We start from the raw sequence: 16,086 nt of genomic DNA on the forward strand, positions 1-16,086 counted from the left end.
GGATCACCCTTTAGAGAGCGCGGCCACCGGGCAGAGCCTGACGCAAATGCCGCAGCCGATGCAGTCGTCGTTGAATTCGAGGACGAAATCGTTCAGGAATATGGCGTTCTTGGGGCAGGAGCCCACGCATCCTCCGCAATGGAGGCATTTGTTCTCGTCTACTTTCATGGTATCACTGATCTTTGGGCACAATAAGGGCTTCCTCGAGCTCCTTGGCCTGTTTCTGGTGGCTCTTCTTCCACTCTTCCAAGGGAACGGAGAACTGGTCCTCCACCGCCCTGCGGAATTCCGGCCCGCTGTTGTAGGCGCAGAAAGGAATTACGCGGCAATCGGGCGTGACGTAGTGGATGCAGCAGCGCCTGACCCTTTCGATATCGTAATTGTAGCTGTCCTGGAAGTGCATACCTGCGATGAGCATCATTTTCCACGAGAAGGAAGCGAGGGCCTCCTTGGACTTGTGGCCCATGACGGAGGAGATCATCTCGACGAATTTCTTCTTGGTCAGGCCTTCGGGCATCTTGCTCTCGTCCACGCAGGAGTTCAGCAGCTTGATCAGCTTGATCGCGTAGAGCTTCTTGAACTTGGCCTGATCGACCTTGTCCGCGATTTTGTCGAGCTCGCTGGAGAACCTCTCTATGTCGACGAACCTGGGGAAGGGCACGGCATTCCCTTTTTCGTCCTGGAAAATGTAGGTCGCGATACCGCAGTGGGGGTGGGTCGTGAAGGTGACTTTGTTCTCTCCGAGGAATGCGGAAGCGAATTTGGATATCGGCGCGACCACTGGGACGGGGTACCAGTCGTCCTTGGTGGCGTATCCGGTCTGCTCGTCCACGCACCTGATGAGGTCGGTGAGAGTGAACCTTCCGGTGGAGACCTCCTCCTGGGTGACGCGCCCGGTGAACGCGACGGGCTGGAAGTTGACGCCTCTGATGATGTCAGCGTTGTCAAACGCGAATTTTATGATGTCTCCGACCTCGTCGTCGTTCATCCCGGTGACAATGACCGGAACGAGAACTATCGATGGGCTGTGCAGGCCCTCTTCGTTTAGCTTCCTGCAGTTCTCGAGGACCTTCATCTTCACGTCGAGCATCTTCCTGCCCCTGGAACGCATGTAAGTCTCGTCCCTGAGGGTGTCGAACTGCAGATAGATGGTGTTCAGCCCGGCCAGCTTGCATGCCTTCAGGAATTCGTAGTCCTGGGCGAACTTTATTCCGTTGGTGGCGACCTGGATCTGAGCGAAATTCAGGGATTTTGCGTCCGCGAGAACGTCGACGAACCTGTCGTAGACCGTGGGCTCCCCTCCGGCGAACTGAACCGCAGTGCATTTGATGGGCTCCTCGGACCTCAGAGTGACCAGCATGTCATGGACCTGCTCGAAAGAAGGCTCATAGACATACCCCTGCTGATTCGCGTTCGCGAAGCAGATGGGGCAGTTCATGTTGCATCTGTTGGTGAGATCGATGTTCGCGAGGGCCGTAGCGGAGAGCATATCGATTCTGTTGCCGTCGATGACTATGTGAACGGCGTTGTCATCGCCCTCTTTGAGGGTTTTGTCGCAAGGGTTGCGGAGGCCTATCCCATCGTGGGCGAACTTCTCAGCTTTTAGATAATAATCGGCATCCGACCAATATACGTCGCTGAACTTCCCGTGCTCGGGACATTCCTTCGCCATGTAGACTTTCCCGTCTTTGGCGAATAGCTCTGCGTCCAGAACCTTGCCGCATTCCGGGCAGAGCGACTTGGTTTTCTTTGGGAGACCAGTCGCGCTAGAGTAATCCCTTGAAGTTGTTGTCATGGTACCTTGAAGTCCGATTGTACTGATTCTATAAAAATAAGGTTATAAGTATTCCTGAAAAACGCATATAAAACGGCATGGGACGACAGCCTTCCGATGCATTGTGTCCAGAGTTTGCGTGCGCGCACAGGCCTTCGTTATAAGTCCCGCACGCCAAAAGGCCTCCCATGAACGATAGGAAAGGCGCTATGCCATTCGCCGTGATAGCGGTGCTGATACTGACGATATCGGTTGCTTGCGGCGCGATGGCGGCTGGATACGAAAGGGCTTCGGAAGAGACCCGCAACGGAGAGAAAGACGCTGCCGCGGTGGATGCGGCGCTGGACAGCATGACAGCATTCGTCGACAGGGGCCTGGCGGAGATCATATGGAGCGTCTCCGTAGGCTCCGGGGGAACCGTAGAAGACAGAGAGGCCGAATTCGGGAGGAAAGCGGAGGAATGGCTCGATTACCAGTTCCCGATGGTCGATAACGGAGTCCGCGCGGAGCTGAGGGGAAGCGACATAAAGCTGTCCACGCAGGCGCTCAGCGTGGCGTCAACGGGCATCCCGGACGGAGGATACCTTCCGGCGTACCTGAAAGCGACCGGAACAGTGGACGTGAAAATATCCACCGGGACCGGATCGGCGGATTCGACCCTGCAGATATCCACCGACGGCAGCTGTGCCCTCCCATTGGCGGCGGAGCAAGGCTCCCTGTTCGAGAGCATGGCCGCCGAAGGCTCCGTGACCTTGGAGCAGATGATGAGATACCAGCTGTCGAATCTGGCTCAGATACGCATTATGAACGGTTATGGTTCCACATCCGCCTATGGCTTATACGGGACGGACGGGATCCTCACGAAGCGTGACGTCCTGGACGCCTACGCCGTTTGCGTAGACCTCCTGTCCCTGGCATGCTTCCGCGACGGCGGCGGGCCGATGGCCTCGGAAACATCCGCAGACCCCGCCGAAATCCTCCTTTCCGAAGGGGGATGCGTCACCGTCGACCTGCAGGCCGCCTACGCCCAGGCTTTGATGGGCATGGTGGACGACATGGCCCTCAAATGGCGCGAATACTTCTGCGGGGACGGAGCCATACCCGTCCTCCAGGCCAAACTCAGCATATACAGGAACGCCGGGATGCTCCTGGATTCGTTCGTCTCCGGGAGGGACCCGTTCGATGCCGGCCCATATCTGAGGGCGGTGATGGAGGTCAACGGGTTCGATGAGAGCGACTACAGATTCCCGGGATCGGGGACCACCAGCATAACCGTCGGCGGCATTACGTTTGAGATCGAGAACCCCGCGGCGGACGTCTACGAATCGGCATGGCTCAAGAAGTTCGCCAAAAAAGGGATGAGCTCCGACAACTGGCTCAAGGAATACATCAGATCGATTCTGGTATCGGCGGCGATGGAAGTCGCGGAAGGGTCCGGGCTGGGAGCGTACAGGGTCATGGCCGACCCTTACGACGGAATCAGGCTGGCGGATACCATAGCTGAGAGCATAGGCCCGATGCTGGACGGCTGCGGGAGCGATTTCCAGCGGTCCATCTCATCCTCCCTGAAGTCCGCGGAATTCTCGGATCCGCTTTACGGAGCGGTTTGCGACGAAATCGTCAGAAGAAGCGGATCCTACGTCTTGGAAGGGGAATTCGCCGGCAGGGTTCGCGCGGCACTCTCCAAGAGCCTCCCCGAAACGGCCGTAGAGGAATTCATGTCCGGTGAAGGATACGAGAAAGCCCTGTCCCTCTATCGCTCCGCCGTTCTGGACGACCTGGAGGTTTTCGAGGATCCGGAAAGGATGCCTCAGGGAAAATCTGGATTCTTGGGGTGGGCGATGTCTGAGATCTGCGCCTTCGGGCTCGACGCATCCGGGATAACCCAAGGGGTCAGAGAGAAGATGGCGGCCATGTGCGAGGAGATGTGCGACCTGTGCGACGCCAACGCCATGGGAGGGGAGATCGAACTCGCCGGGATCGGCACTTTCGACGTCGTCAGAGAAGGTGGAGGGATATCCAAAGAGAGGCTGGAAGCTTCCATAACAACCTCCCCCAAGACCGCAGACCCGAAGATCAGCGAGAAGAAATGCACCCACACCGTAGGCTTCAGGGAAAGCGCCGTGGCCGCGTATTCCACGGTTTTCGAGGTGTCCCTGCAAGATACGGTGAGATATTCGATAAAAGAAGCGGGGGCGATGTCCTCGGCGCCCGGCTCGGAATCCTGCCTGATCTCCGGGGAATTCCCCGTGGACATCTCATTCGAGGTGGCCGCGGCGAGCTGCTGGGCGCTTTCCGGCGTCAATTACAGACCGAGCTGCAGCTTCCTGGACGACGCATGGGAAGCCGCGATGCCTCTGATAGAGCCCATACTTGAGCCGCTCCTGGAAACCCTGAAGATCGTTGAGAAAATCATGGCGGCGATCGGTGAGGATGTCGCGGAAGCGGCGAGATACGTCCAGGAATACGTGGAGAAGCTGAACGGGGAGCTGATGGAATGCCTCGAAACAATAAAGGAATGGGCGGCGGCCTACCTGGAGCCCTTCATCACGGAGCTCTGGGACAGCGTAGGCGTGAAGATATGCCTCAAAGACCAGTCGATAGAGATGACAGTCATGGGGTACAATCTGAAGATAACGACGGACGCGGCCTCTCTGGCCGGGAAGACGAAGACCCTTTTCACGTTCGAGATCGGCACCCAGGAAGGAGACCGCAGGATCACCGCCGGAGTTACTCTGAAGACGACCGGAAAGATCAACGGCGACGACATCCGCATAACCGGATTCGGAAGCATAACCGACCCGGGCGACAAGGAAACCGGCAGGGAGCCCTGGAAGGTCAAGATAAAAGTCGACCCGTTCATGAAGAGCAGCAAGCACCTCATCACGGCGGACGGCCGCGCCGGTAAAGTCAGCGTATCTCTGGCCATCCCCGAGATAGTCCAGTACCATGAGCTCGGGATGAAACTCTCCGATGTTCCCGGGTTGGGAGAGATCCTGTCAAGCATCCCCATTCCGCTGGTCGGCCTCAAAGCGGAGCTGGACGCCGGATTCAGCCTGAAATACAGCGCACCGGTGAAGTTCGGGCTCCTGATCAACGAGTTCGAATCCAACCCATCCGGCGACGACAAGACTGGGGAGTGGGTGGAGCTGCTGAACAACACCGACTCCACCATAGAGCTCGACGGATACACCCTGACAGCATCCTCGGATTGGAAGACCAAGATAATGCCTCTTTCCGGAAGCATCGGCCCGGGAGAGATCCTGGAGCTGGATCCTACCTTCACCATGGTGAATTCGTCCGGAAAAAGGACGAAAACCGGGGAGGCTCTGACGCTCAAGGACCCGGACGGCGCAGTAATCGACAAGACGCCGACCTTGAAGGACGACAAAGACGACTCCAGGACCTGGCACAGGGAATTCGACGGCGGAACAGAATGGGTGTTCGGGGAAGGGACGGAAGGGACGAGCAACGGAAGCATGCTCCAAGCCGCGATATCCGCCGGCGACCTGAAGGACATCGCCTGGGAATCGGTGCAGAAGGCATTCGACGAGGTCGGATACATAACCGACTCGGAATCTTTGGCAACTTTCATGAAAAGCCTCGTGAAGCATACTGTCGACGGCACCATAGAGAAGGTCACGGGATGCATAGTCGAGGCGTCGGTGTATGTTAAGGCGGACATCACAGACCTGGCTTCGATGGCCGAATGCGGGTTCACTATAGCTCTCAGGACCGATTCCCAGCTCGCGGAGGATTGCCTGAAATACGTCGCCGGGAAACTGGAATCGATGATCCTGGGCATGGACAACCCGTATTCCATCGATATCGGAGAGGCTTTCATGGAAGACGTGGACCTCGAGATCGACATCCGCGCCGGCGTCGGGATACCCCAAATCCTGTACGCTGGATCGGAAGATCCCGAAGCCGACGTCGAAGCCGTGTTCAGGACGAATCTGTCCGCGATTTCGAAGCTGATAGGAACAGACGCTGGGAAGCCGGAGCTGGTCTGCGGGCTGAGGATAACAGGCTGCCCGCTGGCCTGCATACCGGACGGAGTGAAAGCCGACAAAAACATGGACAGAGACCTCTGGCTGGTGAAAGTGTCGATAAAATGGCGAACGGACAGCGAGGCATCCGCCCAATAAGCATTTATCCATGAGAAAAAATGGAGATTGCATGGCCGGGATGGATTACAAGGTACCCACTGTGCTGTCGGCTGATGAGCTCATGGAGAAGGCATTCCACAGGGCATCCAAAATCACCAAGAACGGCACAAACCCATTGGACTCGCGCAAAAAGACGGCCCTCGCGAAGGTCACAGCCGCCGGAGACATCATAGTCACGGCGCTGTCGTCCTACGTGGACAGGTTCCCCAGAGTGGACAAGGAAGACGATTTCTTCCCCCAGCTGATGGACGTTGTCATAGGGGTCGACAGATACAAGAAGGCCTTGGGAGCCGCCAATTGGTGCGCCGTCAGGGTCGAGAAACTGAAGAACGAAAGCCTCTACAACATAAGGAAGACCAAAGACCCCGAAATAATCGAGGCACAACGCAGGGGCTTCTATGGAAGGCTCAATTCGTACGTCAAACGCATTTCCGACGATCTGGAATTCCTCCAGGACGCCAGGGAGAAGCTCAAGAGGATCCCGTCGGTGGACCCGAAGATCCCCTCCCTGGTGGTCGCCGGTTTCCCCAACGTGGGGAAAAGCAATCTGGTCACCGTCCTCTCGTCCGCGGCGCCCCAGATCGCGCCCTATCCTTTCACGACGAAAGGGATAATCGTGGGCCACAGGCAGGACGACTGGAGGAAATACCAGATCATAGACACGCCCGGGCTCCTGGACAGGACGTTCGACGAAAGGAACGCCATTGAGAAGCAGGCGGTTCTGGCCCTGAGATACCTGACCGACGTCATGCTGTTCGTCATCGATCCCTCCGAGACCTGCGGATACGGCCTCGATGTCCAGGAGAAGCTCCTGAGAAACATAGAAGATAACTTCTCTGGGGTCCCGATCATAGTGGCGGAAAGCAAATCCGACATCATGAAGAGGGAAAACGACCGCATCTCGTTCTCCGCCCAATCCGGAGACGGGATGGAAGAGCTCACGGACATCGTGCTCAAAGAGCTGAGAGCGGCATTCCGCAGGAAAGCGGCAGAAGCCGAGGAAGAAGACTGACATGCCAGGCCCCGCCGCCAGCCCAGAGATGGAGGCCTACTTCAGCCTCCTGATGTCGATGAAGGACGAATGCTATTCGATAGCGGAGAAAGCCCGCTCCATGGGATTCGACCCCGAGACCCATGTGGAAATCCCCCAGGCATCAGACCTGGCCTCCCGCGTGGAGAAGCTTCTGGACGAATACCACGTCGAAGGAGTAGCGGAAGAGATCAGAGAGCTCACCGCAGAATACGGGAACCGCGAGCTGGTCGCCCTGATGGTGGCCAAAAAGATGGCGAAGAAACTCTTGGACCAGGGCAGAAATCTGGAGACCGCCTTGGATACCGCCACAAGAGTGGGCCTTGCGGTGCTCACCGAAGGGATTCTCGTCGCTCCATTGGAAGGAATAGCATCCACGAGGCTCCGCAGCAACAGCGACGGCACCAACTATGTGGACCTGGTATTCGCCGGCCCCATCCGCGCGGCAGGAGGTACCGGGCAGGCCATGAGCGTCCTGATTGCGGACGTGGTAAGAACCGAGCTCGGGATCGGGAGATACATCCCAACCGAACAGGAGATAGGCAGGTTCGACGAGGAGATACCTCTCTACAAGCAGAACCAGCACCTCCAATACACGCCGACCAGCGAGGAGATAGACCTTATCGTCAGGAACTGCCCGGTCTGCGTCGACGGAGAGGGCACCGAGCAGGTGGAGATATCCGGATTCAGGGACCTCCCCCGCATAGACACCAACCGCGTCAGAGGCGGAGCGTGCCTGGTCATCGCCGAAGGCATGTGCCAGAAGGCAGCGAAACTGAAGAAGCACGTGGACAAGCTGGGCCTTAAAGGATGGGAATTCATAGGGAAATTCCTGGATGCCCACAAGACCGTGGACAAAAAGGCGGATGACGCCCCTAAAACGGTCCAGCCGCAGGAGAAATATCTGAAAGACATCGTTGCCGGGCGCCCCATATTCGGCCATCCCTGCCGCGTGGGCGGGTTCAGGCTGAGATACGGCAGGGCAAGGACATCCGGCCTCGCCTCCCTGGCTTACAACACCGGAAGCATGTATGCCATGGACGAGTTCATGGCCCTCGGAACCCAGATCAAAATCGAAAGGCCGGGGAAAGCCTGCGTCGTAACCCCTTGCGACATGCTGGAAGGCCCGACCATCCTGCTGAAGAACGGGGACCTGGTCTACTGCCACACCAAAGAGGACGTTTTGGAAATCAAAAACATGATCTCGGAGATCGTCGACAACGGGGAGATCCTCGTGCCGTTCGGGGAATTCTGCGAGAACAACCACGCATTGGTGCCTTGCGGCTACCCGATAGAATGGCACAAGCTGGAGCTCAGAGGGAAAGGAGAGCTTCCTGAAGATTGGGAAGACCCAAGCTACGAAAGGGCGAAAGAGATGAGCGCCAAGCTGGGCGTCCCGATGCACCCGAAATTCAACCTTTTCTGGTCGGACTGGCCGTTGGAAAGGATCAAAGCCCTCCGGGAATACGTCCTGGCTAACGGCTCCTTTGATAATGGCATCCTGTCTATGCCCAATGACCCGGCGGCCAAGCGCATGCTCGAAGACCTGTGCGCCCTCCACACGCTCCGTTCGGGCATCATCCATATCGATAAGAAATACTCCGAGCCCATCCTTGACTGCCTGGGCATCGCGCATGACGGCGGAAAGCTCTCTCCAAGGGCCGAACTCGATGGCGAGACGGTCTTGGAAGCCATAAGCAAAGCCGCCGGATACGAAGTCCGCGCCAGAGCTATGACCCGCATAGGCACCCGCATGGCCCGCCCGGAGAAAGCCAAGGAGAGGGACATGACCCCCAAAGTCTTCTCTCTCTTCCCGGTCGGAAAGGACCCGGATGCCAACAAGGAATTCCAATCGGCCATAGCCGCTGCGAAAGCCATACCCCCTCTGGGTAAGGCGGAGATCGAGACCGACGTGGCCAACAGGGTCTGCCCCACGTGCAAGGCCGCCACGTTCCGCAACTGGTGCAGGGAGTGCGGCTCGCACACCGTGTACGTGCCGAAGAAGAATTCATTCGGATCGGAAGGGCCGGCCCCGATGAAGATTGATCTGGAGGAGGAGTTCAAAGCCGCATGCGAATCGCTCGGCGAGAGGCCGCCTGTGGAGCTCAAAGCTCTGGACGCCCTCATCTCCAGGACAAAGACCACCGAGGCCATAGAGAAAGGGATACTCAGGCGCAAAAACAACGTCTCCACGTTCAAAGACGGGACCATACGCTTCGACATGACCGACATCCCGATCACCCATTTCAGGCCCAGGGAGATCGGCCTCAGCATAGAGAAAGCGCATGAGATGGGCTACACCCACGACTGGAACGGCGACCCTCTGGAGGATCCCGAGCAGATTTGCGAGCTCAAAGCCCAGGACATCATACCGTCCTCCGACTGCGGAGCTTACATGGTCAAGGTGGCAAAATACGTCGACGATGAGCTCGAGGAATTCTATCATCTGGACCGTTTCTACAACGTCGAATCCAAAGAGGATCTGATAGGCCAGATAGCGTTCGGGCTGGCTCCGCACACCTCAGGATGCATCCTGTGCCGCATCATAGGGTATGCCGAGGTCCGCGGATGCTATGGCCACCCGTTCTTCCACGCATCCAAAAGAAGGAACTGCGACGGCGACGAGGACTGCATCATACTTGCGATGGACGGCCTCCTGAACTTCTCCAGGACTTTCCTCCCGGACAGGCGCGGAGGCCTCATGGATGCGCCTCTGGTCCTGACCACCAAGCTCGATCCGAACGAAATCGACAAGGAAGCCCACAACGTGGACTGCCTCAGGGAATACCCCCTGGAACTGTACCGCGCGGCAATGGAGATGAAGGACCCGAAGGAGATCGAGAAGATCATGGACCTCGTCGGAGGCAGGATCGGAACTCCCGACCAGTACGAGCATATCGGGTTCACCCACGACACCCACGACATATCGTACGGCCCCAAATACTCGGCTTACACCACGCTGGAAACGATGATGGACAAGATGGACGCGCAGCTCTCCCTCGGGAAGAAGATCCGCGCAGTGGACGAGATAGACGTGGCCAGAAGGGTCCTGAACAAGCACTTCCTGCCGGACATGATAGGGAACCTCAGATCGTTCTCCACCCAGACCGTCAGATGCACGAAATGCGGGGAGAAATACCGCAGAATCCCTCTCAAAGGGAAGTGCGTCGCCTGCGGGAACGACCTGACCCTGACCGTCCACGAGGCCAGCGTCAAGAAATATCTGGAAGTTTCGAAGGCCATCGGCGAGAAATACGGTTTGGACACCTATACCCGCGAAAGGATCGACATACTCGAGATGAGCATGGACTCCGTCTTCAACAACGACAAAGTCAAGAAATGCAAGCTCTCAGATTTCTTCCGATCGGGAATTCATCCGATCGCGGATATTCGCCACCAGATCGGCGATATCCTTCCCCTTTTCGGTGAGCGACACCATCTTCCTGAACGGGCGGACCGTCTCCTCTTCGACTCTGACGAGTTCCGCCGATTCCAGATCGTCTATGCGGGTTTGGACCGACCCCGCCCCGGATGCGATCGCTTCCAAGAGCTCGGTCTTATTGAGCGTCTGCCTTTCGCGGAGCACCAGCAGCACCTTCAGCGCGTGCTTCTTTTCCAAGACTTCCATATCGTTGTAGGGGATGACGACCCTGCGGGCGATGTTTCCTGTCCTATAGAAAACGCCGTTGGGATTCATGCTGGACGATTGATAGTTGACCATATAAAGTATGTGTTATAATAATAAAATCTGGACGAATTATAACAAATCAATCATCGAATTAATGTTGATTTGATAACATATAACCAATCCAATAGCGGATACGGTTCGACGATGGCGACGGAAAAGATGGCCGCCCAGCGCCTGGGCCGGACGGCATCAAATGGTTTCACTCAGAGCCGTTCTGAGCCTCTTCGGAATAGTCTTCCTCGGGGGCTTCCTCGACTGGCGCAGGGTAGAGGGAGGATTCGGGACCGATGTTCTCGATCATGTCCGCGAATTCGCGGGCCTCATCCCTGAGTATCTTGAGGGCTTCGTCCAGAGCCGCCTGGGCGGTGTATGAGCCGTCGGTCTCGTATTTGAAGATGAAGCACGTGTCATCCCCTTCTACCGTGATGGCATTCTTGTTCCTGATGCTGTCGACGCACGCTTTGCAGAGGCTGCAGTCGTACGGGCGCTCAGCCTTCAGGATCTCGGACCCGTCCGGATTCTCGTAGACGGAGAAAACGTTCTTGGGGCATATCTTGGCGCACTCGAGCACGTCTTCCTTGCCTGCCGAAGCGGGGTCCACCTCCACGCGGGGGAGATACTTGTACCCGACTCCGTTGCAGACCTGCCATTTGACATGCTTCCTGGCGGTGCCCATCACCGCGGTGGCGATGACATTGATCCCCTGCTCGTTGGCAAGCTCGACGATCGGTATGAACTCGTCCTTGACCTTGAACGCCTCCCTGTGCTCAGGGGCCGCCATGGGGAGGAGATCTCCCGACAGCACGGTGCAAGGCCCGGATTTGTTCAGGAAGTACTCGATGGTGCAGTTGGGACATCCTACTCCGCCGCAAGAGCATTCCTCCTGCGGCACGAAAAGGCTCAGGTCTGTGGGCACAGGGACCATTCCCAGCCTGTGGGCTATGATCTCGTCGAACAGGGGCGTGTTGCTCTCGTACTCCTTGCCGGTCCCGTCGGTAAGGGGCCCCAGATGGAACTCCACCTTGTGGATCGCCATCTTGGGCAGATCGGACAGAAGCGTCCTCCTGAGAGCGTTTGCCATGGCCGGCGAGGAATTCCTGAGGATGAACCTGGCCTTCCTCTCAGCCATTTCGAGAATCTCTATGTCCATGAGGGATCCTCCTCAGACCCTGCGTCCTCTGCGCCCGCCCTTCTTCTTGGTACCGTCGTGCGGTATGGGTGTGACATCCTCGATGCGGCCGATCTTGAGGCCGGCTCTGGTGAGGGCACGGATGGCGGCCTGGGCTCCAGGTCCGGGGGAAGCGGATCTGTTTCCTCCGGGAGCGCGGACTCTGACGTGGATTCCCACGAATTCCTTCTCCTTGGCGGCCTCGGCGACTTTCTCAGCCGCTTTCTGCGCCGCGTAAGGCGAAGACTCGTCCTTGGCCTGCTTGACGACCATTCCGCCGGTGGCTTTGGTGATGGTCTCAGCTCCGGTGATGTCGGTCAGGGTGATCATGACGTTGTTGTAGCTGGCGTAAATGTTGGCTATTCCCCACTTTGCTGTCATCAGTTCTCACCGTCCTCTGCCGTGATTCCCGCCTCGGCGGCGTCTGCCCTTGCTGCCGCGGCATCGGCTGCGGCCCTCTCGGCTTCGGCCCTGGCCTTTATGGCTGCGTTGGCCGCCGCCTGCTCGGAAGAGATCCTCATCGGGTGCATCTCGTCGGTGAAGGGAGATGCGGGGTTGTATTCGATGGTGGACTCCTCGTATCTGGACACGATGTAGCCGGGAACGGTGACCTTGTGGCCGTTCATGAAGATGTGTCCGTGGGTGATCATCTGCCTGGCCTGCTTTATGGTGCTGGCGAATCCCTTCTCGAACACGATGGTCTGAAGGCGGCGGGACAGAACGTCCTCGTCTTTCAGGGTGAGGATGTCGTTCAGGTTGGATCCGACGGCCAGATATCCGAGGCGCCCGCATTTGGCGAGAAGCGCATCGGCTTCGATCTGGGCCTGCTTGTCTCCGAGCCTGAGACGGGCCTGAAGGTCCCTGGACTGCTTCCTCAGGTTCCTGAGGACGGTCTCGGCCTTCCAGACCTCGGTCTTGTTCTTCAGCCCGAACGCGCGTACGACTTCGACTTCGGCTTTGATCCTCTCTCCCTGCCAAGGGTGGGAGGGAGTGTCGTAGGTCTTCCTGGAAAATTTAGGGTCTCCCATTCAAATCGCCTCAATTGGATTTCCTCTGGACTCCCATGGTAAGTCCGTGCCTGCCGTTGGAGCGGGTCCTCTGTCCTCTGACCTTGTGGCGGCCTTCGTGCCTGATTCCGCGGTAGCAGCGGATCATCTTCATCCTGTTGATGTCATCTTTCTGGATGATGTCGAGGTCATTCCCGAAAAGGTGCATATCGGCTCCGGACTCGTAGTCCATCTGCCTGTTGATAGCCCAGTTGGGGGCGTACTCGACGTAGGACTTGACGAGATCCTCGATCTCCTTGACTTTCTCGTCGGAGAGGGAACCGATCTTCGCGGCGGGGTCGACGTTCGCTCTCTTGGCGACGATCTGGGCGACCCTTTTTCCTACGCCTTTGATGCTCTGCAGTCCGATGACGGTCCTTTTCTGTCCGTCGATATCGGAGTTGACGATACGGACGATGAAGTTGAAGTTCTCGTCCTCCGTCTTCTGGTCTTTCTTTGCTTTTGCCATAGCGTTGTCCTCCGTAAATGATCCCCCAAAAGGGAAGCAACCAAGCTCCGGTTCCTGGCCGGAAGGAGCTCTCAGTTTTGTTTTTCCTCGGAAAAACGGATCCTGAGTTTACGTGGTTCGAGCGGAAGCCCTTATTATTAATATATATTCGCACAGAAAGCATCAGGTGCCGGAGGCCGGATTCGAACCGGCGAACTCCTACGAGAATGGATCTTGAGTCCATCGCCTTTGACCAGGCTTGGCAACTCCGGCGGCAAGCAGGGATAAAGGGTTTGGTAATTAACGTTTATGGGAGCGTCGTAACTTCGCCGCGGTTACCGTCGATGTAAAAGGTGTACTCGTGCTGGGATACGATGCCGCCCTTGACTTCGATGAGTTCGGCATAGCTGGATAGGACGCCGTGGCGCACCAACGTTTTCACATGCCTCTCAGCGTCCGGGAAATCGCAGCTGCGTGCGCAGAAGGGGAACGTCTTGAACTCCCCTTTGACGTACTCGAAAAACTCGGCCGCTTTGGGGTCTGCTATCTTCCTTTCCCTGGCGATGCGGACGATGTTGCCTGGCTTGCCGTTCCTGACCTCGCCCGCCCCGTTGGTGGCGAATGGCTCGATGGCCACGACCATGCCGGCCTTGATCCTCTCCTCGGCCCCGTTGTCGCAATTCGGCACCGAGAGCCCCGCATGGAGATTGTACGGCTCGATCTGATGGCCGCAGAGGTTGATGATGGGCGAATACCCGGCGGAGTTGATGGTCCTCTCGACGGTCCTGCCGATCTCCGAGATCGGAATTCCGTCGCCGATGAACTCCGCCACGGTGTTCCTGGCAGTCTTGGAGATTTCGACGAGATCTCTGTACGCATTGGTGCCGACTTCGACTGTCCCGGCGGTATCTCCGACGTACCCGTCCAATTCCGCTCCGCAATCGACTTTGACTACGTCCCCCAGCTCGAAGACTTTGCGGTCTGTGCAGCTGGGCGTGTAATGCGCGGCAATCTCGTTTATGCTGATGTTGCAGGGGAAAGCCAGGCCGCAGCCATGCTCGCGGATGTATCCTTCGACTTCCTGAGCCACATCGTACAGCTTGACGCCCTCTTTCACCATCGACAGCCCGAGTTCCCTGGCGGCGCCGGCGACTCTGCCTGCAGTGCGAAGCTTAGCCAGCTGATCTTCATTCAGCATTGGAGGACCTCCATGATTTTGTTGACGGGAATGGCGCCCTGGCGGACGATCTCGACTTCCTTGCCCTCGAGCCAGACGATGGTGGAAGGCTTCCCGAGATCGCACTTCCCGGCGTCGATGTAAGTGTCTATGGAAGTGCCGAGGTCGGCCACGGCAGAATCGATGTCGATTGCGTCAGGGTGGGAATGCAGATTGGCCGATGTGGCCACGATCGGGCCGGTACGCCTTATGAGCTCAAGGGCGAACCTGTTGTCGGGAATGCGTATCCCAACCTTCTGAGAGGAAGAGGTGACGATGTCCGGGACATCATACTGCTTCTTGATTATGATGGTCAGCGGCCCGGGCAAGAACGCCTTGATCAATTTGTCGGCGTTCTCGTTCAGGACGGCGACGCGCTCAAGCATGGCCTTGTCGGATACCGCGACAGAGAGCGCCATGTCGAAGGGCCTGTTCTTGGCCACATACAGGTTTTTGATGGCCGATTCGTTGTAGATGTCCGCCCCGATGCCGTATACGGTCTCGGTGGGGTAAACAATCAGCCTGCCAGCAGCTATATCTTCGGCCGCGGCAAGGACCGCTTCCTCGCACTTTGCGCCGAAACCGTTGGTAAGATCGCACTTAATAATCTTCAACACAAACACCTAGTCCTTCCAATACCTCTATCAAACAGGCGTTCCCCCTATCCGAACATATCCCGCCATGGCCCGGATAAAGGCTAATGAAGTCAAACCTCGCCAGAGATCTGAGTGAATCAACGAGTTTGGGCAGCGATCCGCCGACAAAGTCCGTGCGCCCATAGCCTCCCACGAACAGCGTATCGCCAGAAATCAAGGATTTGGTGGCATGATCGTATAGGCAGATCGAACCGGCTGTATGGCCAGGAGTTCTGATTACCTCCAGCTTATGGGCGCCCGCGTCGATGATCTGGCCGTCTTCAAGGTCTTCAACGGGAATCCCCTGATAATCGGCCGAGAACATGCCGCTGAGGACGTAGACGGGATTTCCATCTCTGATATGGCCTGCGTCCTCCCCATATGCGTAAGCTTTGCAACCGAATTCGTCCAAAAGGCATCTCAAACCGCCGATGTGGTCTATATGGCAGTGAGTGAGAACGATCATGTCAAGATCCGATCCGCCGAGAGCAGATCTCACGCGAGATATCAGCGCACCAGGATTGCGACCAAGACCTGTGTCGATCAGGATGTTGATGTCACCCTTCACGAGATAGATGTTGGAATCGCCGTAATCCATAGCGCCGATACTCAGGATTGCCATGAAATGACGATTTGATGATACTATAAAACAGATTCTCCGAGACGCATGGGAACGTATCTGCCAAATAGCCTAGTATGCACAAAATCGACATTGAAGCATACAAAAACACCATTGATGATGGATGAGAATCATCGAAATTATGAAAATAAGAAACTGAGGATGAGTGCGACATACGAAACCCGATTGACGGCTAGACCACACCCCAGCGGCGCTTGGGACGTTAGTGAGCCCGGACTGAACATCTCGGCGGACCTCGATGCTTACATCCGGCTTCTATCGGACCCGTCATC

Annotated in this window: 13 protein-coding genes and 1 tRNA gene; 4 read left to right on the forward strand and 10 right to left on the reverse strand. The window is 57.1% G+C overall.

From position 1 onward, the window contains the following. Positions 1-3: 3 nt before the first annotated feature. Together IKP20_07800 and IKP20_07805 are read right to left on the reverse strand one after the other, a co-directional pair. Entirely contained in the window at positions 4-168 is a 165-nt protein-coding gene (locus IKP20_07800; GenBank protein ID MBR4504855.1) for a 4Fe-4S binding protein, read from the reverse strand. A gap of 4 nt (positions 169-172) precedes the next feature. Beyond that, positions 173-1,795 carry a radical SAM protein gene (locus IKP20_07805; GenBank protein ID MBR4504856.1) on the reverse strand — a complete coding sequence of 541 codons (1,623 nt, stop codon included), beginning with the start codon at positions 1,793-1,795 and terminating at the stop codon, positions 173-175. 167 nt (positions 1,796-1,962) lie between these two features. Between IKP20_07805 and IKP20_07810 the strand changes: the two genes are divergently transcribed. From IKP20_07810 to IKP20_07820, 3 genes are read left to right on the forward strand one after another with little or no spacing between them, the layout of a single operon-like run. Next, on the forward strand, positions 1,963-5,922 hold the full coding sequence (locus tag IKP20_07810; protein ID MBR4504857.1) for a lamin tail domain-containing protein: 3,960 nt from the start codon (positions 1,963-1,965) through the stop codon (positions 5,920-5,922). Positions 5,923-5,962: 40 nt separating this feature from the next. Continuing rightward, on the forward strand, positions 5,963-6,955 hold the full coding sequence (locus IKP20_07815; GenBank protein ID MBR4504858.1) for a 50S ribosome-binding GTPase: 993 nt from the start codon (positions 5,963-5,965) through the stop codon (positions 6,953-6,955). Position 6,956: 1 nt separating this feature from the next. Next, positions 6,957-10,712: a DNA polymerase II large subunit gene (locus tag IKP20_07820; GenBank protein ID MBR4504859.1), complete on the forward strand. Its 3,756-nt coding sequence runs from the start codon at positions 6,957-6,959 to the stop codon at positions 10,710-10,712. A 148-nt stretch (positions 10,713-10,860) separates the two neighbouring features. Here IKP20_07820 and IKP20_07825 read toward each other — a convergent pair whose 3' ends face one another. From IKP20_07825 to IKP20_07860, 8 genes are all read right to left on the reverse strand, one after another. After that, positions 10,861-11,811, reverse strand: a complete 951-nt coding sequence (locus IKP20_07825) for a DNA-directed RNA polymerase subunit D (protein ID MBR4504860.1) — start codon at positions 11,809-11,811, stop codon at positions 10,861-10,863. Between the two features lie 12 nt (positions 11,812-11,823). Beyond that, positions 11,824-12,210, reverse strand: a complete 387-nt coding sequence (locus IKP20_07830) for a 30S ribosomal protein S11 (protein MBR4504861.1) — start codon at positions 12,208-12,210, stop codon at positions 11,824-11,826. Continuing rightward, the gene (locus IKP20_07835) at positions 12,210-12,857 is read right to left on the reverse strand and encodes a 30S ribosomal protein S4 (GenBank protein ID MBR4504862.1); all 648 of its coding nucleotides are present in this window, start codon (positions 12,855-12,857) and stop codon (positions 12,210-12,212) included. The genes IKP20_07830 and IKP20_07835 overlap by 1 nt, the downstream gene beginning before the upstream one ends. Positions 12,858-12,867: 10 nt before the next feature. Next, positions 12,868-13,344 carry a 30S ribosomal protein S13 gene (locus IKP20_07840; protein ID MBR4504863.1) on the reverse strand — a complete coding sequence of 159 codons (477 nt, stop codon included), beginning with the start codon at positions 13,342-13,344 and terminating at the stop codon, positions 12,868-12,870. A gap of 167 nt (positions 13,345-13,511) precedes the next feature. Next, positions 13,512-13,596: transfer RNA gene (locus tag IKP20_07845), tRNA-Leu, on the reverse strand. A 34-nt stretch (positions 13,597-13,630) separates the two neighbouring features. After that, entirely contained in the window at positions 13,631-14,521 is an 891-nt protein-coding gene (gene map / locus IKP20_07850; protein MBR4504864.1) for a type II methionyl aminopeptidase, read from the reverse strand. Beyond that, complete coding sequence (locus tag IKP20_07855; GenBank protein ID MBR4504865.1) at positions 14,515-15,153, reverse strand: threonylcarbamoyl-AMP synthase; 639 nt, start codon at positions 15,151-15,153, stop codon at positions 14,515-14,517. Before IKP20_07855 ends, map begins: the two co-directional genes overlap by 7 nt. Then, the gene (locus IKP20_07860; GenBank protein ID MBR4504866.1) at positions 15,140-15,796 is read right to left on the reverse strand and encodes an MBL fold metallo-hydrolase; all 657 of its coding nucleotides are present in this window, start codon (positions 15,794-15,796) and stop codon (positions 15,140-15,142) included. Before IKP20_07860 ends, IKP20_07855 begins: the two co-directional genes overlap by 14 nt. A gap of 45 nt (positions 15,797-15,841) precedes the next feature. Between IKP20_07860 and IKP20_07865 the strand changes: the two genes are divergently transcribed. Continuing rightward, positions 15,842-16,086, forward strand: a 245-nt coding sequence (locus IKP20_07865) for a hypothetical protein (GenBank protein MBR4504867.1), incomplete at its 3' end; no start/stop codon positions are given.

This window comes from Candidatus Methanomethylophilaceae archaeon, assembly GCA_017524805.1.
Classification (GTDB): Archaea; Thermoplasmatota; Thermoplasmata; order Methanomassiliicoccales; family Methanomethylophilaceae; genus Methanoprimaticola.

Excerpts from the sequence above, each read along its gene's own strand:
- IKP20_07840 (MBR4504863.1), bottom strand. The coding sequence starts at position 13,344 with ATGGCAAAAGCAAAGAAAGACCAGAAGACGGAGGACGAGAACTTCAAC.
- IKP20_07825 (MBR4504860.1), bottom strand. The coding sequence starts at position 11,811 with ATGGACATAGAGATTCTCGAAATGGCTGAGAGGAAGGCCAGGTTCATC.
- IKP20_07835 (MBR4504862.1), bottom strand. The coding sequence starts at position 12,857 with ATGGGAGACCCTAAATTTTCCAGGAAGACCTACGACACTCCCTCCCAC.
- IKP20_07820 (MBR4504859.1), top strand. The coding sequence starts at position 6,957 with ATGCCAGGCCCCGCCGCCAGCCCAGAGATGGAGGCCTACTTCAGCCTC.
- IKP20_07860 (MBR4504866.1), bottom strand. The coding sequence starts at position 15,796 with ATGGCAATCCTGAGTATCGGCGCTATGGATTACGGCGATTCCAACATC.
- IKP20_07810 (MBR4504857.1), top strand. The coding sequence starts at position 1,963 with ATGAACGATAGGAAAGGCGCTATGCCATTCGCCGTGATAGCGGTGCTG.
- IKP20_07800 (MBR4504855.1), bottom strand. The coding sequence starts at position 168 with ATGAAAGTAGACGAGAACAAATGCCTCCATTGCGGAGGATGCGTGGGC.
- IKP20_07815 (MBR4504858.1), top strand. The coding sequence starts at position 5,963 with ATGGATTACAAGGTACCCACTGTGCTGTCGGCTGATGAGCTCATGGAG.
- IKP20_07830 (MBR4504861.1), bottom strand. The coding sequence starts at position 12,210 with ATGACAGCAAAGTGGGGAATAGCCAACATTTACGCCAGCTACAACAAC.
- map (MBR4504864.1), bottom strand. The coding sequence starts at position 14,521 with ATGCTGAATGAAGATCAGCTGGCTAAGCTTCGCACTGCAGGCAGAGTC.
- IKP20_07805 (MBR4504856.1), bottom strand. The coding sequence starts at position 1,795 with ATGACAACAACTTCAAGGGATTACTCTAGCGCGACTGGTCTCCCAAAG.